This is a genomic window from Flagellimonas marina (genome assembly GCF_042651185.1).
Lineage (GTDB): Bacteria > Bacteroidota > Bacteroidia > Flavobacteriales > Flavobacteriaceae > Flagellimonas > Flagellimonas marina.
Map to the genome: position 1 here is coordinate 1,217,845 of NZ_JBHSCL010000004.1, position 23,391 is coordinate 1,241,235.

Annotated in this window: 25 protein-coding genes; 1 reads left to right on the forward strand and 24 read right to left on the reverse strand. The window is 41.7% G+C overall.

Annotated elements, in window-relative coordinates:
* Positions 1-216 precede the first annotated feature (216 nt).
* On the forward strand, positions 217-699 hold the full coding sequence (locus tag ACFOWS_RS09065; protein WP_379763711.1) for a hypothetical protein: 483 nt from the start codon (positions 217-219) through the stop codon (positions 697-699).
* A gap of 2 nt (positions 700-701) precedes the next feature.
* Here ACFOWS_RS09065 and ACFOWS_RS09070 read toward each other — a convergent pair whose 3' ends face one another.
* The 24 genes from ACFOWS_RS09070 to ACFOWS_RS09185 all read right to left on the reverse strand — a co-directional run bounded on the left by ACFOWS_RS09070 (position 702) and on the right by ACFOWS_RS09185 (position 23,388).
* The gene (locus tag ACFOWS_RS09070; protein ID WP_379763714.1) at positions 702-2,171 is read right to left on the reverse strand and encodes a magnesium chelatase; all 1,470 of its coding nucleotides are present in this window, start codon (positions 2,169-2,171) and stop codon (positions 702-704) included.
* An 8-nt stretch (positions 2,172-2,179) separates the two neighbouring features.
* Complete coding sequence (locus ACFOWS_RS09075) at positions 2,180-3,346, reverse strand: vWA domain-containing protein (protein WP_379763716.1); 1,167 nt, start codon at positions 3,344-3,346, stop codon at positions 2,180-2,182.
* Between the two features lie 63 nt (positions 3,347-3,409).
* A complete protein-coding gene (hisIE, locus tag ACFOWS_RS09080) occupies positions 3,410-4,006 on the reverse strand; it encodes a bifunctional phosphoribosyl-AMP cyclohydrolase/phosphoribosyl-ATP diphosphatase HisIE (protein ID WP_379763718.1) in 597 nt (198 codons plus the stop codon).
* A 3-nt stretch (positions 4,007-4,009) separates the two neighbouring features.
* Positions 4,010-4,765, reverse strand: coding sequence for an imidazole glycerol phosphate synthase subunit HisF (gene hisF / locus ACFOWS_RS09085; protein ID WP_379763720.1), 756 nt, complete (start codon positions 4,763-4,765; stop codon positions 4,010-4,012).
* A gap of 221 nt (positions 4,766-4,986) precedes the next feature.
* Positions 4,987-5,265 carry a GIY-YIG nuclease family protein gene (locus ACFOWS_RS09090; protein ID WP_379763722.1) on the reverse strand — a complete coding sequence of 93 codons (279 nt, stop codon included), beginning with the start codon at positions 5,263-5,265 and terminating at the stop codon, positions 4,987-4,989.
* Between the two features lie 93 nt (positions 5,266-5,358).
* The gene (locus ACFOWS_RS09095; RefSeq protein ID WP_379763724.1) at positions 5,359-5,874 is read right to left on the reverse strand and encodes a DinB family protein; all 516 of its coding nucleotides are present in this window, start codon (positions 5,872-5,874) and stop codon (positions 5,359-5,361) included.
* Positions 5,867-6,646, reverse strand: coding sequence for a 1-(5-phosphoribosyl)-5-[(5-phosphoribosylamino)methylideneamino]imidazole-4-carboxamide isomerase (locus ACFOWS_RS09100; RefSeq protein WP_379763726.1), 780 nt, complete (start codon positions 6,644-6,646; stop codon positions 5,867-5,869). Before ACFOWS_RS09100 ends, ACFOWS_RS09095 begins: the two co-directional genes overlap by 8 nt.
* 1 nt (position 6,647) lies before the next feature.
* The gene (locus tag ACFOWS_RS09105) at positions 6,648-7,064 is read right to left on the reverse strand and encodes a GNAT family N-acetyltransferase (protein WP_379763728.1); all 417 of its coding nucleotides are present in this window, start codon (positions 7,062-7,064) and stop codon (positions 6,648-6,650) included.
* Entirely contained in the window at positions 7,064-7,648 is a 585-nt protein-coding gene (gene hisH, locus ACFOWS_RS09110) for an imidazole glycerol phosphate synthase subunit HisH (protein ID WP_379763730.1), read from the reverse strand. The genes ACFOWS_RS09105 and hisH overlap by 1 nt, the downstream gene beginning before the upstream one ends.
* Positions 7,649-7,731: 83 nt before the next feature.
* On the reverse strand, positions 7,732-8,868 hold the full coding sequence (hisB, locus tag ACFOWS_RS09115; protein ID WP_379763732.1) for a bifunctional histidinol-phosphatase/imidazoleglycerol-phosphate dehydratase HisB: 1,137 nt from the start codon (positions 8,866-8,868) through the stop codon (positions 7,732-7,734).
* A complete protein-coding gene (gene hisC, locus ACFOWS_RS09120) occupies positions 8,868-9,917 on the reverse strand; it encodes a histidinol-phosphate transaminase (protein WP_379763735.1) in 1,050 nt (349 codons plus the stop codon). Before hisC ends, hisB begins: the two co-directional genes overlap by 1 nt.
* A gap of 43 nt (positions 9,918-9,960) precedes the next feature.
* Complete coding sequence (hisD, locus tag ACFOWS_RS09125) at positions 9,961-11,250, reverse strand: histidinol dehydrogenase (protein WP_379763738.1); 1,290 nt, start codon at positions 11,248-11,250, stop codon at positions 9,961-9,963.
* Positions 11,243-11,683 carry a GNAT family N-acetyltransferase gene (locus ACFOWS_RS09130; RefSeq protein WP_379763740.1) on the reverse strand — a complete coding sequence of 147 codons (441 nt, stop codon included), beginning with the start codon at positions 11,681-11,683 and terminating at the stop codon, positions 11,243-11,245. Before ACFOWS_RS09130 ends, hisD begins: the two co-directional genes overlap by 8 nt.
* Positions 11,684-11,693: 10 nt before the next feature.
* Positions 11,694-12,551 carry an ATP phosphoribosyltransferase gene (hisG, locus tag ACFOWS_RS09135; protein ID WP_366589047.1) on the reverse strand — a complete coding sequence of 286 codons (858 nt, stop codon included), beginning with the start codon at positions 12,549-12,551 and terminating at the stop codon, positions 11,694-11,696.
* Between the two features lie 207 nt (positions 12,552-12,758).
* A complete protein-coding gene (locus ACFOWS_RS09140; RefSeq protein WP_366589045.1) occupies positions 12,759-13,574 on the reverse strand; it encodes a prohibitin family protein in 816 nt (271 codons plus the stop codon).
* A gap of 9 nt (positions 13,575-13,583) precedes the next feature.
* Positions 13,584-15,617, reverse strand: coding sequence for a VWA domain-containing protein (locus ACFOWS_RS09145; RefSeq protein WP_379763743.1), 2,034 nt, complete (start codon positions 15,615-15,617; stop codon positions 13,584-13,586).
* Between the two features lie 6 nt (positions 15,618-15,623).
* Positions 15,624-16,373: a 3-oxoacyl-[acyl-carrier-protein] reductase gene (gene fabG / locus ACFOWS_RS09150; RefSeq protein ID WP_379763745.1), complete on the reverse strand. Its 750-nt coding sequence runs from the start codon at positions 16,371-16,373 to the stop codon at positions 15,624-15,626.
* Between the two features lie 105 nt (positions 16,374-16,478).
* Positions 16,479-17,351 carry a succinate--CoA ligase subunit alpha gene (gene sucD, locus ACFOWS_RS09155; protein WP_379763747.1) on the reverse strand — a complete coding sequence of 291 codons (873 nt, stop codon included), beginning with the start codon at positions 17,349-17,351 and terminating at the stop codon, positions 16,479-16,481.
* 58 nt (positions 17,352-17,409) lie between these two features.
* Entirely contained in the window at positions 17,410-18,345 is a 936-nt protein-coding gene (locus ACFOWS_RS09160; RefSeq protein ID WP_379763749.1) for a UDP-3-O-(3-hydroxymyristoyl)glucosamine N-acyltransferase, read from the reverse strand.
* 6 nt (positions 18,346-18,351) lie between these two features.
* On the reverse strand, positions 18,352-18,918 hold the full coding sequence (gene efp / locus ACFOWS_RS09165; RefSeq protein ID WP_366589034.1) for an elongation factor P: 567 nt from the start codon (positions 18,916-18,918) through the stop codon (positions 18,352-18,354).
* A gap of 4 nt (positions 18,919-18,922) precedes the next feature.
* On the reverse strand, positions 18,923-19,708 hold the full coding sequence (gene lpxA, locus ACFOWS_RS09170; RefSeq protein WP_366589030.1) for an acyl-ACP--UDP-N-acetylglucosamine O-acyltransferase: 786 nt from the start codon (positions 19,706-19,708) through the stop codon (positions 18,923-18,925).
* On the reverse strand, positions 19,708-21,120 hold the full coding sequence (locus ACFOWS_RS09175) for a bifunctional UDP-3-O-[3-hydroxymyristoyl] N-acetylglucosamine deacetylase/3-hydroxyacyl-ACP dehydratase (protein WP_379763752.1): 1,413 nt from the start codon (positions 21,118-21,120) through the stop codon (positions 19,708-19,710). The genes lpxA and ACFOWS_RS09175 overlap by 1 nt, the downstream gene beginning before the upstream one ends.
* Positions 21,107-22,138 carry a UDP-3-O-(3-hydroxymyristoyl)glucosamine N-acyltransferase gene (gene lpxD / locus ACFOWS_RS09180; protein ID WP_379763754.1) on the reverse strand — a complete coding sequence of 344 codons (1,032 nt, stop codon included), beginning with the start codon at positions 22,136-22,138 and terminating at the stop codon, positions 21,107-21,109. The genes ACFOWS_RS09175 and lpxD overlap by 14 nt, the downstream gene beginning before the upstream one ends.
* A 23-nt stretch (positions 22,139-22,161) precedes the next feature.
* Complete coding sequence (locus tag ACFOWS_RS09185) at positions 22,162-23,388, reverse strand: HD domain-containing protein (protein ID WP_379763757.1); 1,227 nt, start codon at positions 23,386-23,388, stop codon at positions 22,162-22,164.
* Positions 23,389-23,391: the final 3 nt, after the last annotated feature.

Consider the following 23,391-nt stretch of genomic DNA (forward strand, 5'->3'; position numbering starts at 1 on the left):
AAAAATACGAATACCCAAACCTTATGATCTTATGAATCAACCCTTTGAATACACCAATAGGTAAAAATCATGTCAGTTGTCTCAGAAAATCTTGATTTTATATCAGATTTTTCTGATTGTCCGGTTATACTAGCTCTTCATCGATTTGTTTAATTAATACCACGCAAAATCACGTCCTTTATATAGTATTTTGATTGTCCTAAATCTTGATTTATTATGAATACACTTGCACAAATCTTTAATTGGAAAAGGGCTATAATCGCCAGTGTAGTGGTACTTTTTTTACTTATAGTCTTTAACTTTTACGGTATTTACACCCATAAATTTTATTTCACTAATCCGAAAAACTTTTTGTTTCCTCTACTGACCACAGCTCATTTTCTATATCTGTATGTGTTATGGTTTAAAATATCGGAAGATGAACTTCCAGACCCAAAAATGAGGAATATTGAGTATGCACTTTACGCCATCTTGATCGTATATTGTTTCAAAATATATGAATCGGCTATGATGTTGGCCTCTTTGTCGACATTTACGGAGCATGTTATTCCTCCTACTTTTAAACCTATCGGAATAATAGCATTGAGTCTTTATTCGTTGCTACCTATTTTGACCTTTTACACTTTTTGGTTAAGGAAACGATATGTAGGAACCTATAATTTTGAAAATTATAACAACAACTTGAATATCTGGCAGTAAGCCTATAATCCTCTTATATAACTTCCGTACAGGTCTTTAAACTGAATCCCTTTGGTAAAACGATGCTTGCTCAGTTTTTTGTGGGCCACCAATCCCCAGAGTAAGAGTTCTTTCATAAAATAGGAATCTTCTTTTGAAACTGAGGGCTGATACTCTTTTAGAAGATTATTAAGTGGTCCTACCGAATCCAACTTGGATTTATAGTCATCATCCGAATCATCATCTAAAAGATCAAAACCTTCGCCGTCGAAAAACCAATGTATTAATTCATCGTACTCGGTTTCGGCTTCCTTTCGCTGTAGTTTGTCTATTTTGGGGAAATAATTCGGAAAAAGGGATTTTATGGCATCCTCAATCAAGGTTTCGGCTACAAAACCAGCGCCCTCCTGCTCCCCTTCATATACCAATTCAATTTTACCGGTGACGGAAGGAATCACACCCATAAAATCGCTCAAACGGACTGCTGTTTTCGTATCCCCTGAATGAACCGCCCTACGCTCTGCTGTACTTAGTAAATTTTCAAAAGCGGTGATGCTCATCCGAGCACTCACCCCACTTTTGGCGTCTACATATTCGCTGTTACGCGCCTCAAAACTGATTTGCTCCAATACATCCATAGCGATTTCTGGAACATAAATAGTATCTGATTGGCGCTGGTCCAATTGGGCTTCTTGTTTGGTGATTTTCTTGGCGATTTCTATGCTTTCTGGATAGTGGGTCAGAATTTGGGAGCCAATCCTATCTTTCAATGGCGTTACTATACTGCCCCGGTTAGTGTAATCCTCCGGATTTGCCGTAAACACAAATTGAAGGTCCAGTGGAAGTCGCAATTTAAATCCACGGATTTGAATATCTCCTTCCTGCAGAATGTTGAACAAGGCCACTTGAATCCGGGCCTGAAGGTCGGGCAACTCATTGATGACAAAAATGCAACGGTTCGCTCTCGGAATCATTCCAAAGTGAATTACCCGGTCATCCGCATACGATAGTTTAAGGTTTGCGGCTTTGATAGGATCCACGTCACCAATCAAGTCGGCCACAGTAACATCTGGCGTAGCTAGTTTTTCGTAGAACCGTTCGTTTCGGTGAATCCAATCGATTGGGGTTTTATCCCCTTTTTCTTTAATAAGTTCTATGGCATATCTACTGATGGGTTTCAATGGGTCATCATGCACCTCCGAACCCTCCACAATGGGCATCCATTCGTCCAACAATTGAACCATCAATCGCGCCAAACGGGTCTTGGCCTGTCCGCGTAGACCAAGAAGATTAATATTATGCCGGGAAAGAATTGCGCGTTCCAATTCTGGAATTACGGAATTTTCATAACCCCAAACGCCTTCAAAAACTTCTTCTCCTTTTGAAATTTTGTTCAGGAGATTTTCACGGAGCTCATCTTTGATACTTTTGGTTTGATACCCTGCTGATTTTAATTCTCCTAAGGTCCTTATTTTGGTATGATCCAATTTCATATAGTATTTTATCCTTTGATTCTTCGTTTTCTGTTCTGTTCGTAATCTTCAAAAATCATTTCGCCCAATCCCTTCAATCCCGTATAAAAGGCCTTGCCTTTGTTAGCTTGGGTGAATTCACGCACAAACTGCATCAAATAGGGGTCTTCCGCAATCATAAAAGTAGTGATGGGAATATGCAACTTGCGGGCCTGCTGGGCCATTGCATAGCATTTTTCTACAATGTACTCGTCCAAGCCCACACTATTTTTATAATAATCCCCGTTGGGAAGCCGCAAACAAGAGGGCTTACCGTCCGTAATCATAAAAATCTGCTTATTGGTGTTCCGTTTTCTGCGGAGCATATCCATGGCCAATTGCAATCCGGCCACGGTGTTGGTGTGGTACGGCCCGACTTTCAAATACGGTAAATCCTTTATGGGAATCGGCCAGGCATCGTTACCAAACACTAAAATTTCCAGAGTATCTTTTGGGTAGCGCGTGGTGATTAATTCAGCAAGGGCCATAGCCACTTTTTTAGCTGGCGTGATTCGGTCTTCGCCATACAAAATCATGCTGTGGCTGATATCAATCATCAACACCGTACTCATTTGGGCTTTGTAATGGGTATCTTCCACCACCAAATCATCCTCATTCAACGAAAAACTGTCCAAACCATGATTGACTTGGGCATTTCGCAGACTTTCGGTCATAGAAATACTTTCCAAGGAATCCCCAAAACGGTATTCCCTGAAATCCCCGGTATGCTCATCGCCCCTACCCGATTTTCCAGTGCGGTGATTTCCGGCACCACTTCGCTTCAATTTTCCAAAGATTTGTTCGAGAGCACGTTGCCGCAACATTCGCTCCAGTTTCGCGGTAATGGAGAGATTTCCTTGTCCTCTGCCCTCTTCATCACCTTCCTCGCCTTCACCAGCTTCGCGATCGTCCATATCAAACTCTTCACGAATGAATCCTTTTGCCTTCAAATCTTCGATAAAGTCATCAATAGTGTAGTCCTCATCGGTGAGTTCGTATTCTTTGTCCAGCTCACGCAGCCAATCCAAAGCTTCCTCAACATCACCGGAGGTATGTGTAATCAATTCTTGAAAAATCTCGAAGAGTTTTTCAAACGGGGTTTGGTCTGGGGCTTCGTAGGTAGTAAATCGAAACCCTTTTCTTGTATTCATAGCCATTACATAAAATTACGGTATTTCCGTGTAACGACTAGGCCTTTAAAAAAAACTTAACGCTCTTGTTTAATGGCGTTTTTGGAGCACTTGGGCGATATCATCCAATGTATACCCTTTAGCTTGCAACAAAATAAGATAGTGGAAAAGCAAATCGGCACTTTCATTTAGAAATAATTCCTCGTTGTCATCTTTAGCTTCGATAACGGTTTCCACCGCTTCTTCTCCTACTTTCTGGGCTATTTTATTAATACCTTTTCGGAACAATGAAGCGACATAACTATCTGGATTTTCCATGTCGTTTTTTCGTGAAGTGATGATGTCCTCCAAAGCGGATAGAAAACCATAGTCTTGAACATTTTTCTCGGCCCAACAGGTATCATCTCCCTTATGGCAAGTAGGCCCAACTGGATTTACAGTAACCAACAGCGTGTCATTATCGCAATCCACTTTAATGTCCACCAAGTTTAGAAAGTTGCCACTTTCCTCACCTTTGGTCCACAATCGCTGTTTGGTTCGACTATAAAAAGTGACTTTTTGGGTTTTTTGGGTTACCTCTAGGGCCTCTTGGTTCATATACCCCAGCATCAATACATTTTTTGTCTGCGCATCTTGAATAATGGCCGGCACTAGATTGTCTGGGTTTTTGTTGAAGTCTATTTTCATTTTTTAAATTCTAACAGGAATTCCCTCTTCCTTCAGTTCGTTCTTTAAATCGTTTATTTCAATCTCCTTAAAATGAAAAACGCTAGCGGCTAGCGCAGCATCAGCTTTTCCATTTTTAAAAGTGTCCGTAAAATGCGAAACACTTCCAGCACCCCCCGATGCAATCACAGGAATGTTGACCAAATCTGACAATTTGGCCAGTGCATCATTGGCAAAGCCGTTTTTGGTACCATCATGGTCCATGGAAGTGAACAATATTTCTCCGGCTCCCCGTTCTTCCACTTCTTTGGCCCAATCAAACAAATCAATTTCTGTGGGAACTTTGCCTCCCACCAAATGGACTTTCCAGCTTCCGTTGACTTGTTTGGCATCTATCGCTACTACAATACATTGGGACCCGAATTTGGCCACCAATTCATTGATAAGTTCAGGTCGTTTCACTGCCGATGAGTTGATGGAAACTTTATCGGCCCCATTTTTCAAAAGGATATCCACATCTTCCACAGAGGATATTCCACCACCTACAGTAAATGGAATATTGATGGTTTCGGCCACATGGTAGACCAATTCCGCCAGTGTTTTCCGTTTTTCTTCTGTAGCTGAAATATCCAAGAAGACCAATTCATCCGCACCTTCTTTTGCATAGATGGCTGCCAATTCCACAGGGTCGCCGGCATCCCTTAGGTCAACAAAGTTGACGCCTTTTACGGTTCTTCCGTCTTTAATGTCCAAGCAAGGTATGATTCGTTTTGTGAGCATAGTTTTTATTCGTCACCCTGAACTCGATTCAGGATTTTCAGTAAATTATTTATATCATTTGTATTTCAGCACGATACTTTATTGATGTGTCGTCACCCTGAACTTGTTTCAGGGTCCCATCAACTTTTTTTATTCATGATGTGATTCCGAAACGAATTCGGAATGACGTAGGACCTTATTTTGCCTATCGTCGCCCTGAATTAGTTTCAGGGTCGCACTTTTTAATAATCCAATGTTTCTAAGGTTGGATTTTGTTCCTTGATTAAATTAACTTTCCAATCATGATGCCAGTTTTTCAATTGTTTTTCTCTTGCAATGGCTTGGTCGATATCTGAAAAAATTTCAAAATACACCAAATCCATAAGATTGTACTTTTTGGTAAATTTTGAGCCCCTTCCTTCAAAATGTTCCACGATTCTTTTTGATAAATCAGCAGTGACTCCAATATAAAATGTTGTTCTGTACTTGTTGGTCATTATGTATACAAAACTTTGTTTCATCACTTCCTTACGTCACCCTGAACTCGATTCAGGGGTCGCATTTAAATTATTTTCTTTAAGATGTGATTCCGAAACGAGTTCGGAATGACGTCATTATTCATTTTTTGCATTAAGATTTACACCTTCATAGAAGCCTAAATCCTGATTGTTCAAGAGTTTTGTCCAAAGTGCTATTTGACCTGTATGGTAAGATAGGTGCTCCGTAACATGGATAATATTGGCCACTCCTGAAAAATGAAACCCCTGTACCGACCTTTTTCTCAACAATTCCTCCAAAGGAGCTTCGTAAAAAGCTCTTTTGGCCTCATCAATGGTATCGCTTAATTTTTGAATCAGTTCTTCTTTGGAATACCCTGAGGTGGCAGAGAATTCATCATCGCGTTTACGGTTGTCCTCCAAGTTTTGAATGGAAGCGATTCCATATTGGGTGATGTTGCCGCACAAGTGCAATATCAAATTCCCAATACTGTTTGCTGATTCATTCGGTTTTTGCCAAATGGCTTTTTCTGGAAGTTGGTCCAAACAGATTTTGATCATGCGAAGACTTTCATTCATGCGATAACCCGCATTCCAAACCAGTTCTTCCTGTAGTTCTCTTTCTTTATCCATTAGCCAGGATGTATTGTTCCAATTGTTTTAAACTGATTCTGTTTTCATAAATGGCCTTGCCAATTATAGTACCTTCACAACCTATTTCAGCAAGTTTGGGAAGTTCATCAAACGTAGAAATGCCTCCGCTAGCAACCAAATTGATGCCGATGGTTTCCACATCTTCCACTCCACTGCCTGTAACCAAAGTTTCATGCTTCATGGTCTTGGATAGGATTTTTTTATAGAGGTCAAAAGAGGGTCCTTCCAACATCCCATCCTTGCTGATGTCTGTACAAATCACATATTGGATACCCTTCTTTTGATAGGATTGGATAAAGGGAACCAATTCTTGATTGGATTCTTCCTGCCAACCGGATACGGCCACTTTCTCATTTTGCGCATCGGCACCCAGAATAATTTTGTTGGAACCGTAGGTTTCCAACCAACCCAAAAACGTTTCCTTGTCCTTTACGGCGATGCTACCGCCGGTAATCTGACTGGCACCACTTTCAAAGGCAATATGCAGGTCTTCATCGGATTTTAATCCCCCACCAAAGTCAACTTTCAAGTTTGTTTGAGATGCAATGGTTTCCAGTACTTTATGATTGACAATATGTTTGGACTTGGCACCATCCAAATCCACTACATGTAAATATTGAATACCGTGTGCCTCAAACTCTTTGGCAACCTCCAATGGATTCTCATTGTATATTTTTTTGGTGCCATAATCCCCTTTGGATAGGCGAACACACTTTCCTTCAATAATATCTATGGCGGGTATCAATCTCATGCTAATCGTATTTTGCTTTGTCCATTGCCATCCACATTTCAGAATCCCCAACTTTTGAAAAGCCAAGTGGTGCATATAATCCATGGGCATCCTTGGTTTTCAAAGCCACTGTAAAAACGCTTTTAATATCTGGATGTTCTAAAATATGTTTCACTAACATTTTCCCCAATCCTTTTCCTTTGTACGGTTCAAAAATCAGCACATCCATAATATAAGCAAAAACCACCTTGTCAGTGAGTGCTCTAGCAAATCCAACTTGCTCATCTCCTTGCGTGTACAATCCAAAACACAAGCAACTCTCAATGGTAGTTGTGGTCAATTCCAAAGTACGATACCCGCCCCAATAGGTGTTTTTAACCTGTTGGTGGATTTTAGGGATGTCTAATTTATTCTTATCTGTTGAAATGTAATAGTCCATCAAATCACCGTTAAAAAATTCTTTAGTATTTCACTGCCTACATCACTGCTTTTCTCTGGGTGAAACTGCACCCCAAAAAAATTATCTTTTTGCAATGCAGCACTATAGATCAGACCATAATCTGATGTGGCTATCGTTTCCACATCCAGCGGCGCATAAAAACTGTGTACCAAATAAATATAGGATTTGTCTGGGATTCCTTTGAATAAATCAGTTTTTATGCCGGTAATTTGATTCCATCCGATTTGAGGCACTTTCACCGTTTTCGGAAATTTCACCACATCCAAATCAAAGATTCCAAGTCCCAAAGTATTTCCTTCTTCTGACGATTTACACATTAATTGCATTCCCAGGCAAATGCCCAAAACCGGTTGTTTTAACTGGGGAATGATTTTATCCAAACCACTGGCCCGTAATTTGGCCATGGCAGAACTCGCTTCTCCAACTCCTGGAAAAATAACCTTGTCGGCATTCTGTATCTCCATTACATCATGACTCAAAACGGCCTCAAAGCCCAATCGTTTAATGGCAAATTTGATGCTTTGGATATTTCCGGCACCGTAATCGATGATTACTATTTTCATTTTCTTCTAATTCGATTGTCATTTCGAGCAAAGCGAGAAATCTAGATTCCTCAGTCGCAAGCTCTTCCAAAATGACAACGGTTTTATAACATACCCTTTGTTGACGGTAGAACCATTTTCTCCGCATCCCGTTTTACCGCCATTTTAATGGACTTGGCAAAGGCTTTGAATATGGCCTCGATTTTATGGTGTTCGTTGGTGCCTTCAGCCTTTATATTCAAATTGGCTTTGGCACCATCAGTAAAGGATTTGAAGAAATGATGAAACATCTCCGTAGGCATATCTCCAACTTTTTCCCGATTAAAATCTGCATCCCAAACAAGCCAGTTTCGTCCTCCAAAATCTAGGGCCACTTGGGCTAAACAATCATCCATGGGTAAGCAGAAACCATAGCGTTCAATACCGAGCTTGTTTCCGAGTGCTTTTGAAAACACTTCGCCCAATGCAATGGCCGTATCCTCAATCGTGTGGTGTTCGTCCACTTCCAAATCACCATCCACTTTTATGGTCAAATCCATTTGACCATGACGTGCCAATTGGTCCAACATATGATCAAAGAAAGCCAGACCAGTTTGTATGTCACTTTTCCCGGTTCCGTCCAAATTCAGCTTGATTTGAATATCCGTCTCATTGGTCTTTCTGGATATTTCAGCGATTCGGTTTTCGAGCTTCAAAAACTCATAGATCTTTTCCCAATCATTGCTTTCCAAGGCAATGTATGCATCCAACTCTTCCCGTTTTACGGTAATTTCCCCGGTCCCCAAATGGGTTTCATCATTGATGAAAATACCTTTGGCTCCCAAGTTTTTGGCCAATTCCACATCCGTTAGACGATCCCCGATTACAAAGGAATTCGCTAAGTCATATTCCTCGGAAAAATAAGCGGTAAGCAAACCTGTACCTGGTTTTCGGGTATTGGCATTGTCTTTTGGAAAAGTTCGGTCGATGAAGACTTCCTCAAAAACAACCCCTTCGTTTTCAAAGGATTTTAGGATAAAATTATGCACGGGCCAAAAGGTTTCCTCAGGGAAAATATCAGTGCCCAAACCATCTTGATTGGTAATCATCACCAATTCATAATCCAACTCCTTCGCAATTTTCCCTAAATACGTAAAGGCCTTTGGATAAAAAATCATTTTCTCAAAAGCATCAATCTGTTCATCCACGGTTTCCTTGATGATGGTCCCATCACGGTCAATAAAAAGCACTTTCTTGCCCATTATCCCAATTGTTTTAAAATGGCTATCAGTTTTTTGTTTTCTACTGGAGTCCCCACGGTGAACCGCAAGGTGTTTGCGCAAAGTGGTTGAGTACTTCGGTTCCTCACCACCACATGCCGCTCCAATAGTTCGTTGTATCGTTTGTTGGCATCATCCACTTTGGCCAAGACAAAGTTGGCGTCCGTTGGATAGATTTCCTGTACGAATTTCATACTTTTCAACGCCTCAATTAACGCATCCCGTTCTTGTAAAATCTGCGTCACCTCTTTTTCAACAGCCTCCTGATTCTTTACCCGTTTCAAGGCCTGTTGCTGTGTAAGCTGATTTACATTGTAGGGTGGTTTGATTTTATTCAAGATAGAGATGGTATCTTCCGATGCATAGCAAATCCCTAACCGTATCCCTGCCATACCATAGGCTTTGGAAAGGGTTTGGGTAACCATCAGGTTTGGATATTTCTTCAAACCAGAGAGCCAACTCTCCTGTTCCGAAAAATCAATATAGGCCTCATCAATGACAACCAATCCATTGAAATTCTCTATCAATTCCTGTACTTTTCCCCTAGAAAATGCATTCCCGGTGGGATTGTTAGGTGAGCAAAGGAACAGCAGCTTGGTATTTTTGTCCACTGCTTTTAGGATTTCAGAAACATTGGGCTCAAAATCCGAAGTCAGCAATACCTCCCTATTTTCAACCGCATTGATTCCTGATAGTACTTTGTACATACCATAGGTTGGTGGTAGGGTAATAATGTTGTCCTGATTCGGTTCGCAGAACGCCCTGAATATCAAATCCAACACTTCATCACTCCCATTCCCAAGCAGCATATTCGCTTCTGAAACTCGTTTTTGTTCGGCCAAAACGGATTTTAAACTACGCTGATACGGGTCTGGGTATCGGTTTACTCCATTTTCAAACGGATTCTCATTGGCATCCAAAAATAGCATTTCAGAGCCATCGGAAACGTATTCGTCCCGAGCGGAGGAGTACGGACTTAATTTTTTGACGCTTTCCCTTGTTAGGGTTTCTATGTTGAATATTTTATCCATTCTTGGAGGTTTTCCCGAAAGCTTTCGGGACTCGACCTGACATTTAATTATTTTTTAAACTGTTTAAGCGAAGCGTAACAGCGTTCTTATGAGCCTGTAAACCTTCTGCTTCCGCCATTAATTCAATCGCGTTGCCAATTTTGCACATGCCCTCTTCTGATATTTTTTGAAAAGTCATACTTTTCATAAAACTGTCCAGATTCACTCCGCTGTACTGCTTGGCATAGCCGTTGGTGGGCAAGGTGTGATTGGTGCCCGAGGCATAATCGCCAGCACTTTCCGGAGTATAGTTTCCAATGAACACCGACCCTGCATTTTGAATATTTTTCAAATAGAAATCCTCATTCTCCACGCAAACTATAAAGTGCTCAGGACCATATTCATTGATAAGGTCAATGGCCGTTTCATCATTCTCCACTACTATTAATTTGCTGTTGGCGATAGATTTTTGTGCGATTTCTTTTCGAGGTAAAACGCTAAGCTGTTCTTCTAGTTCCTTTTCAACAGAAGTAATCAATTTTTCTGAGGTGGAAACTAAAATAACCTGACTGTCCGTGCCGTGCTCTGCCTGACTCAATAAATCCGACGCCACAAAAGCGGGATTTGCCGTATCATCAGCCACAACCAAAAGTTCACTGGGCCCTGCGGGCATATCGATGGCCACATTGTGCTTGGTAGCCAATTGCTTAGCAACGGTTACGTATTGATTGCCCGGTCCAAAGATTTTATACACTTGCGGAATAGATTCCGTGCCAAACGTCATGGCAGCTATGGCCTGAATCCCCCCGACCTTAAAAATCTGCGTCACTCCACACAGGTTGGCAGCGTAGAGAATAGTAGGATTCACTTCCCCATCCTTATTTGGAGGGGTACACAGGACAATTTCCTGACATCCAGCAATCTTTGCAGGTACAGCCAGCATCAAAATTGTGGAGAATAAGGGGGCGGTTCCCCCAGGAATATAAAGTCCCACTTTTTGAATGGGCCTTTTTTCCTGCCAGCACTGTACGCCTTGCATCGTCTCCACTTCAATTCTAGCAGTTTTTTGGGCCGCATGGAATGCTTCAATATTGGTTTTGGCCAATGAAATCGCCTGCTTTAATTCTTCTGAAACCGAATCAGAGGCTTTGTTGATTTCTTCCTCGCTTACTAAAAATGAACTCAGCTTGGCTTTATCAAATTGCTCCGTATATTTTTTGACAACCGTATCTCCACCATTTTTAACTTCTTTAAAAATGGTGTTTACGGTCTGCTCAATATCCGCTACCGTTTGGGTAGGACGTTGAAGCAATTGTTCCCAACTGTTTTTATCTGGATTGACTATTTTATTCATCCTGCAATCGTTTGATCATGTGATAGCCCAATGGTTCATACCCATGGCTTTCCCAGAATTTCTTTCCTCTTGTATTTTTAGCATAGCAGTTGACCTCCGCCGTTGCACATCCTATTTCACGGGCATATTTGGCCAAGAAATCCATCATCAATTTTCCAATGCCCTTGCCCTGGTATTTAGGATCTATGATCACATTGTCCGCTTCTACATGTTTTCCGGCATAGAGCTTGTTCAATGCCCAGACCCCACAGATTCCGATGAGCTGCCCTTCATCGTATACACCAATGCATTTGTATCCCATGGGAATCATTTCGGTCAATCGATTTTCCAAAGTTTCCATTGAAAATTTTCCCTCGTTCAGCGTGTAAGCCAAAGGCAGGATACTTTTTAGATTTTCAGCGGGAATCCATGCTATGGTAAATTGCGTTTCCATGCACACTATTTTACATAACCATTTTTTCAATGGGACATACCAAAATTCCCTCAGCACCAGCCTCTTTCAAAGCATCAATAACCTCCCAAAACGTATCGCGTTTAATAACGGAGTGCACTGAACTCCAACCCTCTTCGGCCAAGGGCAACACGGTGGGGCTTCGCATTCCGGGAAGAAGGGAAATGATTTCATCCAATTTATCGTTCGGTGCATTCAAAAGCACATATTTATTTTGTCTGGCTTGCAGAACCGATTTAATTCGGAACTGCATCTTTTTCAGGATTTCTTTTCGCTCTTCAGAAATTAAGGGAGATACCGCTAGAACGGCTTCACTTTTTAAAATGACTTCAACCTCTTTTAGGTTGTTTTTGAACAAAGTACTTCCACTGGAAACAATATCGCAGATACCATCCGCTAAACCAATATTGGGGGCGATTTCCACTGAACCATTGATAATGTGCAAATCTGCCGTCACTCCTTTTGATTTTAGGTATTGCAGCACCGTATTGGGATAGGATGTGGCAATTTTTTTACCTTCAAAATCCTTTACAGAATTGTATTTTACGGTTTTGGGAATAGCCAAGGAAACCTTGCATTTTGAGAAATTCAGTTTCTCGGCAATGGAAATATCCTGACCTTTTTCAATCAAAACATTTTCGCCTATGATGGCGATGTCCACCACCCCATCTCTAAGATATTGGGGAATGTCTCCATTTCGCAAGTAAAAAACCTCCAATGGAAAGTTCATGGCCGTGGCCTTGAGCTGATCTTTGCCATTGTCGATACTAATACCGCAATCTTTAAGGATTTGGAGCGAATCTTCGTTTAATCGCCCACTTTTTTGAACCGCAATCCGAATTTTTGTCATGCCTTTTTTAAAAATTTAGTCCGGAAACCAAAACGGACTTAAAAACAAAACCCGTTTGATTTCTCAAACGGGTTAGAATATATTTTGGGATACAACAATACATTTCTATCTCGCTTGAGAGCAAGTATAAAAATGGTGATGATGTACGTTTTTGTTTCTCATTTCAGCCCAAAAATAGGATATATTTTTTTATCAAAAAAGCCTTATTTAGTTATTTCCCAAAATTAAGGGCAATCCATCTTGGCCAGAACCAACCACCACCACTTTAGCATTGGGCGATTCTGAAAGCTTTAAGGTGGCATCGATACCCTTGTCTTGAAGGATTTTATCCGTTAGGGAAGCACTAAGGATTCGGTTGGCGTCCGCCTTACCTTGCGCTTCAATACGCACTTTTTCAGCTTCTTTCTCGGCGGTGACCAATCGGAACTCGTACTCCAAAGATTCTTGTTCCTGTCGCAATTTACGTTCAATGGCGTCCTTAATGGTTGGTGGCAGGGTTACATCCCTCACCAACACTTCGTTCAACTGAATGTATTGGTCATCCACAATTTTTTGGGTCTCCTCAAATATTTCCTGCTGAATAGCGTCCCGTTTACTGGAATAGAGCTGCTCTGGGGTATAGCGTCCAACAACACTACGTGCGGCAGACCGAATGGCAGGGAGCAGAACCCGTTCAATATACTGCTCACTTTTTTCTTGATGCAACTTGCCAAGTTGGTCGTATTTGGGCTGAAACCACACTGAAGCCTCCAACTTAATATCCAATCCATTGGATGAGAGTACGTTCATTTTTTCTAGGCGTTCTTGTTGGCGAACCTCATAAATGTAAACGCGGTTCCAAGGGGCCACTAAATGAAAACCTTCACCCAGCGGTGGTTCATCGGTGACCACACCTCCTCCGAAATATTTGTACAAAACGCCGGCTTCACCCGAACCTATGGTTACGGTAGACCTCGACATAAATATGATGAGTACAATAATACCCGCTATGGCAGGCAATGCAATTTTTGGTAATCTGTCCATATATATAGTTTATATTAATCCGTTATATTTTCTGATAAACCATTCCGCGGTAAGAGTAAGAACAATCAGTCCCAATAAAATACGGAAATCTATTAAAGATACAACATTTTGACGGCTCTTTTGAACCGGAAGGTAGCGTTGCGAGGTTGATAGTTGATTCACAAGTTCGTCCAACGTATCTGGATAGTACAATTGTCCATTTGTTTTCTCTGCCAAGCGTTGTAATTTATTATGATTGGATGAGATAAGCTGTTTTTCTGGATTGAAATCCAAAATTTTAAAGGAACCGGAACGCTTCAGATTTTCCCCTGAAACGGTAACTGTAAATTGATACTCTCCTGCTTCCAAATCGCTCAGGTCCACTTCATAAAAGTTGCCTTTGAGCAACATCGGAGATTCCCGATTAAAATTGTTGTTTTTATTTTCAATTGCGATACTGATGTTGGCGCTTGGGTCAAACTGGTAGCTTTCATCAAAATAGGAAGCTCGTATTCGCGCCATGCTGGCATTATCGTAGACCAAGTCAAACTCCAGTTCCAATCGACTGCGTTGGTCGCTACTGCCCAGGTAAACCATAAGGTTGCCCATGAGTTCATCAAAATTGCTGAAAGACTCGGTATTGCGATAGGTCTGTGCGCGCCACCTCCAAATATTTTCACCAAAAAGAGCTGCTTCCCGCTGTTTCCCTTGGCTCAATACAGCAAATAGGGGTTGGTTCAAATCTACACCTCTTATCTGTTGATACAGAAGCGTCTCTCCATTTTTCAACAGGTCGATGTTTCCTAAATTTCCTTGTAATGGAGGAAAATCATCCACATTAAAATTTCCAAGACCAAAAATGCCAAAGGCATTGTTGAGTCTCGGCAGAATATCTTCGGACTGATTAACGCTTTCTTTTGCAAAACTCTGCTGGGTTCGATTTAAAAAATTCCAATCCGTTTTAGAACCCGTGATGGTAAAAATGCTTTTTCCCGAATTGGCAACATAATCATAAACCCCTCTGAAATTTCGTGTAGGCTGATACAAAATCAGGATATCGGCATCCTCCAAATCCGATATTGAAACATTTGGTTTTATGATACTCACGGAACGTTGTTGATTGGCCTCAATGGATTTTTTCAGCGCACCAATATCAGGGTGAAGGATATCTGAAACTATGATCACATTGGTTTTTTCATCAATGACTTCAATGGCAGTTTCCTTGCTGTTGTTGACACGATTTTTCTCATTTTCCAAGGCCTCTACCTCAATTTTCAGGGTCTTTACCCCTACACTTTGGGCTTCAATTAGGGTATTGAGGGTTTGGCTATTTTTGGATGCGTCAAAATTTAAGCGTTGTTGATGTACTCGGGTTCCATCCAAGCGAATGGAAACCGTTTTGGAAACAGGGAGTGAACCCCGATATAGAATGGTGGCCTCCACGGGAAACTGGTTTCGTAGAAAGGCGTAGGTGTTCGTATTGACCAATCCCACGGAAATATCTTCGTACGCTGTGGTGTCTCCAACCACTACTGGATTAACCGATAAATTCGTCCCAAGGTTGATATATTCATAATCCCGACCAAGAGTTTGATTTCCATCAGAAAACAAGACAACGGCGTTGGTGCCGTTTACAAAAATCTCATCAACGGTGGAGAGTGCGTTGGAAATATCTGTATTCTGTTGATCGAAATTGAGTGAATCCGTGGCCTGTACATTTGTGCCAAAGGCATATTGATGTATGGAAAACCGCTCATTCAAATCTTCATTGGTGGCAAGCTGGTTTACCAATTCGGATATAGGTGATGCAGTTTGGGCATCTTGCATGGAGGATGAATCATCCACCAATACGATGAGATTGGCCTTTTCCAAATAATAATCCCGATTGATGAATTTTGGGTTTATCAGCAATAATAACGCACAGAATAATGTAGTGAACCGCAATGCGGCCAGCACAAATTTTAGTGAACCCTTTCGAGTATTTTTATAGAAATACTGATAAAAAACAACAGTGAGCGCGGTAATCGCTGCAAGAATAATAAGGAGTACCGTGCTGAAATCCATCCACTACTACGTTAACATACCACCGTCCACGTTGAGCACTTGTCCGGTAACATAATCCGATAGGTCTGAAGCCAAATACAAGCATGCATTGGCCACATCTTCAGGACTTCCACCCCTTTTCAATGGAATGGCATCTCGCCAACCCTGAACGGTTTTCTCATCCAATTTATCGGTCATCTCGGTTTCAATAAAGCCGGGTGCAATGGCGTTGCAACGAATGTTTCGTGAGCCCAATTCCAACGCTACGGATTTGGTAAAGCCAATCATTCCCGCTTTGGAAGCGGCATAGTTGGTCTGTCCCGCATTTCCTTTTACCCCAACCACACTACTCATGTTAATGATGGACCCTTTTCGTTGTTTCAGCATGGTACGCTGAACGGCTTTGGTCATATTAAAAACGGATTTCAGATTGATTTCGATAACGGTATCAAAATCCTCTTCTCCCATTCGCATCAACAAATTGTCTTTGGTGATTCCCGCATTGTTGATCAACACATCAATTCTTCCGTCAAAATCTTCCAAAACTTGGGCCACCAACTTTTCAGCTTCATCATAACTGGCCGCATTGCTTTTGTAGGCTTTGGCAATAACACCCATGGCAGTCAATTCTTTTTCCAATTCCAAAGCTGGTGCTTCACTGGAACTGAAGGTAAAAGCCACATTGGCGCCATGTTTTGCGAAAACTTCGGCAATTCCCTTGCCTATTCCCCTACTTGCTCCTGTTATGATTACGTTTTTGCCTTCCAAAAGTTTCATGATGATGGTGTTTGAATGGTTATTAACCAAATATAGTTGTTGTTTTATGTTTTTAAAGAAAAAAATCCCGCATAAAACGGGATTTAGAATAGTTTTAACGGTTGATTATCCAACCACTTCTTTCACTTTAACGCCAATTTCTGCAGGCGAATCCACTACGTGGATACCGCATTCGCGCATGATTCTTTTCTTGGCTTGGGCTGTATCATCACTGCCACCAACAATGGCTCCAGCGTGACCCATGGTACGACCTGCAGGAGCAGTTTCACCAGCGATAAACCCAACGATGGGTTTTTTGCTGCCACTTTCCTTGTACCATTTTGCAGCATCAGCTTCCAATTGACCACCAATTTCCCCGATCATAACCACACATTCGGTTTCTGGGTCATTGATCAACAATTGCACGGCTTGTTTGGTAGTGGTTCCGATAATGGGATCACCACCAATTCCAATCGCCGTAGTAATGCCCAAACCTTGGCGAACTACTTGGTCGGCCGCTTCGTAGGTCAATGTTCCTGACTTTGAAACAATACCGACATTTCCTTTTTTAAAGACAAATCCGGGCATGATACCTACTTTGGCTTCTTCAGGGGTGATTACACCAGGGCAGTTTGGACCTACCAACGTGCAGTCTTTTCCTTTGATGTAGTCGTTGGCTTTCACCATATCAGCAACAGGAATACCTTCGGTGATGGTAATGATCACCTTGATTCCAGCATCAGCAGCTTCCATAATGGCATCCGCAGCAAACGCGGGTGGAACAAAAATAATTGTGGTGTCAGCACCAACTTCTTGCACTGCTTCTGCAACGGTGTTGAAAACGGGTTTTCCCAAATGTTCTTGACCACCTTTACCGGGCGTTACTCCACCAACTACATTGGTTCCGTATTCTATCATTTGTTCGGCATGAAAAGTTCCTTCACTACCAGTAAAACCTTGTACAATTATTTTTGAATCTTTGTTTACTAAGACGCTCATATATTTAACTTAATTAGGTGCAAAAATAAGATTTGATTGTGGTTTTGTCTATTGATTTTTAATTCTTTTTCAATTTTTCGAGGATTTCCGGAATCTTCTTTACATGTGCCATCTGCTTTAGTTTTTCCCTAGCCTCTTCAGCAGGGCTTCCAAAATAGGTGGTATGGCCTTCCAACGATTTGGCCACTCCAGATTGAGCGAGAATCACAGCTTTAGTTCCGATAGTGGCACCACTGGTAATCCCAACTTGCCCCCACATGGTAACCTCATCTTCAACAACCACACAGCCTGCAATTCCTACGTGCGAAGCAATCAAACATTTTTTGCCAATAACCGTATCGTGCCCAACTTGAATCTGATTATCCAATTTAGACCCTTCTTTAATGGTGGTATCACCCGTAACCCCACGGTCAATGGTACATGAGGCACCAATGTCCACGTTATCCTCAATCACAACCCTTCCCCCGGAAAGGAGCTTGTCAAATCCTTCTGGTCTGTTTTTATAATAAAAGGCATCGCCCCCAAGCACGGTGCCCGCATGGATGGTAACATGATTCCCAATGATGCAATTATCATAGATGGTAACATTGGGATGAATCACACAATTCTTCCCAATTTTCACGTGATTACCTATAAAAACGTTCGGTTGAATGATGGTTCCCTTTCCAATTTCAGCCGTGTCCGAGATGGACGCACTTGCTGTTTGAAAGGGTTTAAAATGTTGCGTCAACTTGTTGAAATCCCGAAAAGGATCATCGGAAATCAATAAAGCTTTTCCTTCCGGGCAGTCCACTTTTTTGTTGATAAGCACCACCGTAGCTTTGGATTGAAGGGCTTTATCGTAATACTTGGGATGGTCTACAAATACAATATCACCCTCTTCCACTACGTGGATTTCATTCATTCCAAAAACAGGAAAAATAGCGTCACCTACGAACTCAGCTCCGATGATGTCTGAAATTTCTTTTAAGGTATGGGCTTTAGGGAATTTCATTCCGTACTATTCTTTAGCACGTTCCATGTACGCTCCTTTTTCCGTATCAATCTTGATTTTGTCTCCTTCATTGATAAACAAGGGAACATTGATACGGGCACCGGTCTCCACAGTGGCGGGTTTGGTAGCGTTTGTTGCTGTATTTCCTTTTACACCGGGCTCGGTATGGGTCACTTCCAAAATAACACTGGCGGGCATTTCAACAGAAAGGGGCATGTTGTCCTCTGCATTGAAGATGATGGTCACAACCTCTCCTTCCTTTAATAGGTCAGGCGCATCCAATGCATCTTTTTGCAAAGCAATTTGGTTGTAATCGTCCGTATTCATAAAATGAAAGGTTTCCCCTTCTGGATATAAATATTGATAGGATCGCGTTTCTACGCGTACGTCATCAATCTTGTGACCCGCTGAAAACGTGTTGTCGATTACCTTACCAGTGGTTACACTTTTTAATTTGGTACGGACAAAGGCTGGTCCTTTACCCGGTTTTACGTGAAGAAACTCCACAATTTTGAATATGTCATGGTTGTATCGTATGCACAACCCTTTTCGAATATCAGACGTGCTTGCCATAAATTTAATTTGAACTAAAATAACCTTTCATAATTCCTCGTTGCGAATCGCGGATAAACTGAAGTATCTCATCGCGTTCGGGGGTGGCTTCCATTTCAGCTTCTATGATAGATGCCGCTTGGGAATTATTATAATTTTGTTGATATAGTATTCTGTATATATTTTGAATCTCCCGGATTTTGTCGGCTTCAAAACCTCGCCTCCGCAATCCAATGGAATTGATTCCCACATAAGAAAGAGGCTCACGGGCAGCCTTTACAAACGGTGGAACATCTTTACGCACCAAAGAACCTCCTGTTACAAAAGCATGATTTCCGATGGAAACAAACTGATGCACGGCGACCATACCTGCCAAAACTACATTTTGACCAATGGTAACATGACCTGCCAGAGTGGAGTTATTACTGAAAATACAACCATCCCCAACAATACAGTCGTGGGCCACGTGACAGTAGGCCATAATCAGACAGTTATTTCCGATTACAGTTTTCATTCGGTCTGAAGTACCTTTATTAATAGTAGCACACTCCCGAATGGTGGTGTTATCCCCAATTTGAACCGTGGTATCCTCACCTTGATACTTTAAATCTTGAGGCATGGCTGAAATAATGGCGCCGGGGAAAATGTTACAATTTTTTCCGATGCGCGCACCCTCCATGATGGTGACATTTGAGCCAATCCAGGTCCCTTCCCCGATAGTCACATTATTGTGAATGGTGGTAAAGGGCTCTATTACCACATTTTTGGCGATTTTGGCTCCGGGGTGTACATATGCTAAGGGTTGGTTCATTACGACTCGGTGTTTTTGGTTTTAACAATCTGCGCCATCAATTCCGCTTCTGAAACCAACCTACCATTAGCGTAAGCATAGGCTTGCATATGGCAAATTCCCCTTCGAATGGGTGAAATTAAATCGCATTTAAATATTAAGGTGTCCCCTGGTACTACTTGCTGTTTAAACTTTACATTATCAATCTTCATAAAGAAAGTCAAGTAGTTTTCGGGGTCGGGAACGGTGCTCAATACTAAAATTCCGCCCGTCTGCGCCATGGCTTCAACCTGCAGCACTCCTGGCATAACCGGTGCGCCTGGAAAGTGCCCCACAAAAAAAGGTTCGTTCATGGTCACATTCTTTACACCGACCACATGGGTATCTGAAAGTTCCAAAATCTTATCCACCAATAAAAAAGGGGAACGATGCGGCAACATATTCATAATTTGAGTGACATCCATCAAAGGTGTTTGATGCAAATCATAGGTTGGAACCTTGTTGCGCTTTTCTATCTTAATGATTTTGGAAAGCTTCTTAGCAAACTGAGTATTTACAAAGTGTCCCGGTTTGTTGGCGATGACCTTACCACGGATTCGGGTGCCGGCCAAAGCCAAGTCCCCTACCACATCCAATAATTTGTGTCGTGCCGCTTCATTGGGGTAATGAAGGGTAAGATTATCCAATATTCCATTGGGCTTAACGGAAAGCTTCTTTTTGTTGAAGGCCTTTTCCAATTTTTTCATGGTGGACTCCGAAATCTCTTTGTCCACGTATACAATGGCGTTGTTCAGGTCCCCTCCTTTGATCAAACCATGTTCCAAAAGCATTTCCAATTCATGTAGAAAGCTAAAGGTACGGGCATCGGCAATTTCCTTTTTAAAATCGGACATCCGTTCCAAAGTAGCATTTTGGGTGCCCAAAACCTTTGTGCCAAAATCCACCATGGTCGTAACCTGGTAATGATCAGATGGGATTACGGTGATTTCGCTGCCTGTGGTCTCATCTTTATAGGAGATGACATCCTTTACAATGTATTCTTCACGCTCTTGGTCCTGCTCCACTATCCCGGCTTCTTCCAAAGCCTTTACAAAAAACTTGGAGGAGCCATCCATGATGGGAGGTTCCGGAGAATCCAACTCTATCAGCACATTGTCAATATCCAGCCCCACCAAAGCGGCCAAAACATGTTCTGAAGTTTGGATTTTTACCCCATTCTTTTCCAAATTGGTACCCCGTTGGGTATTGACCACGTAGTTGGCATCGGCCTCAATAATGGGCTCGCCTTCCAAATCTACCCGTTTAAAAGCAAAACCGTGGTTTTCTTTCGCGGGAACGAAACTCATGGTAACATTCTCGCCGGTATGTAACCCTACCCCTTGCAAGGTTACTGTTTTTTCTATAGTACGTTGCTTGTTGCTAGTTTTGTTCACCTTCAACTTTTTTAGCTATGTTGGAGATTTGATTTACCAATTTTGGTAAATTTTTAAAGTGTACGTATGATTTATTGAAGTCGCCATAGTTTAATGCAGGTGATCCTTGAAGCACCTCATCGTCCTTAACGTTCCTTCCAATTCCTGATTGCGCTTGAATCTTGACCCGGTCACCGATGGTAATATGCCCTACAATGCCCACTTGTCCGCCAATTAGGCAATTTTTACCAATCTTGGTAGATCCAGCGATTCCCGTTTGCGCTGCAATAGCAGTATGTTCACCAATTTCAACATTGTGGGCAATCTGAATTTGATTATCCAGCTTAACCCCTCTTCTTAGTATTGTAGATCCCAAGGTGGCGCGATCAATTGTGGTTCCCGCTCCTACATCTACATTATCTTCTAAAATTACGTTGCCTGTTTGGGGCACTTTGCTGTATTCCCCATTGGCATTTGGAGTGAAACCGAAACCATCGGCCCCTATGATCACTCCGCTGTGAATGGTGCAGTTGTTACCAATGATGGATTCAGAATATATCTTGGCCCCAGCAAAAATAATTACCTCATCGCCAATGGTTACGTTATCCCCAATGTATACATTAGGGTACACTTTTACGTTTTTTCCAATCTTCACATTTTCACCCAAATACGAAAAAGCTCCCAAATAAAACCCTTCCCCGTAGTTTGCATTTTCAGAAATAAATGTAGGACTTTCAATCCCTACCTTATTGTTCTTTACTTGGTTGTAATATTCCAATAATTTGGAAAATGATTTGTAGGCATCATCCACTTTAATCAATGTGGTTGACAAGGATTGTTCTGGAATAAAATCTTTATTTACAATGGTGATGGATGCCTTTGTGGAGTAAATGTAAGAGGTGTACTTTGGATTGGCCAAGAAGGTCAATGAACCTTTTTCGCCTTCCTCAATCTTGGATAATTTATGAACAGCGATTTGAGGATTTCCCTCAACTTCCCCCTCTAGGATTCCGGCAATTTGGGTGGCTGTAAATTTCATTTGTGCAAAAGTAACAAAATTTGTCAAACGGCTTCCTTGGGGTAGCAGCTATAATATTTGGTCACGGTCGTGGACAATGCTTTTAAACTGAGTTGGTCAGATTCTTTGAGCACATCGGTTATTTTTCCATTCTTTTTGAGAATGTTAATGGCTTGTTGTTCTTCACTATAAGCCTTGTTCGAAATTTCTCCCTGGAACACAAAATTGGAGGCATCTTCTGGTGAAAGGTCGTACTTTTGAATGATTTCCTGTAATTTTTTGTCCATTTTTTGCGGGTCGGCGGGTCGCTTTTTTATTTTGATGTGCAAGAGTTTTCTATTAAGCAACATCCGGCACATTTTAGAAAGCACAAAGTCGGTATGGAATTGCCATGATTTTATTGCCCCCAAAATATCCACATCGTCCAATTGGGAGAAAATTGAAAGGACTTCAGCATCAAAATCAATCTTGCCGTTCTGTTTCAGGAAAAACAATAGCGGTTGGCTTCCTTCAAGCTGACTTCCTTCAGATAAAATCTTACGGGCCCGCTGCATTATCCTAACCAGCAATTGCTCCGCTACCAATCCCGTTTTGTGCAAATACACTTGCCAGTACATGAACCGCCGGGCCATCAAAAATTTCTCTACCGCATAAATACCTTTTTCTTCCACCACAAGATTGCCATCAACTACATTGAGCATGGAAATAAGCCGTTCAGAATTGATGTTGCCTTCAGTTACCCCGGTATAAAAACTATCCCGTTTTAAATAATCCATACGGTCCATATCCAGTTGACTGGATACCAATTGATTCATAAACGGTTTGGGATAATCTCCTTTAAAAATGGAAATTGCGGCGTCCAACTGACCACCAAACTCAGTATTGAGTTCTTCCATAAATTTGAGGGAAAGGGATTCATGGCTCAAATCTTTTGCCACAAAGCCTTCCAGGGCGTGAGAAAATGGGCCGTGGCCAATATCATGCAGCAAAATGGCACAAAGTAGCCCCGTCTCCTCCTCATCCGAAAAGAAAACGCCCTTCAATTTTAAGACTTGAATGGCCCTGTCCATTAAATGCATACTCCCCAATGCATGGTGAAAGCGGGTATGATGGGCGCCGGGGTATACGAGATAAGACATTCCCATTTGGGAAATTCGGCGTAGCCGTTGAAAGTAAGAATGCCCTATCAGCTTAAAAATAAGTTCATTTGGAGTTCCAATAAAACCGTAAATTGGATCGTTAAAAAAGTTAAGCTTGTTGGTTTTTACCAAGGA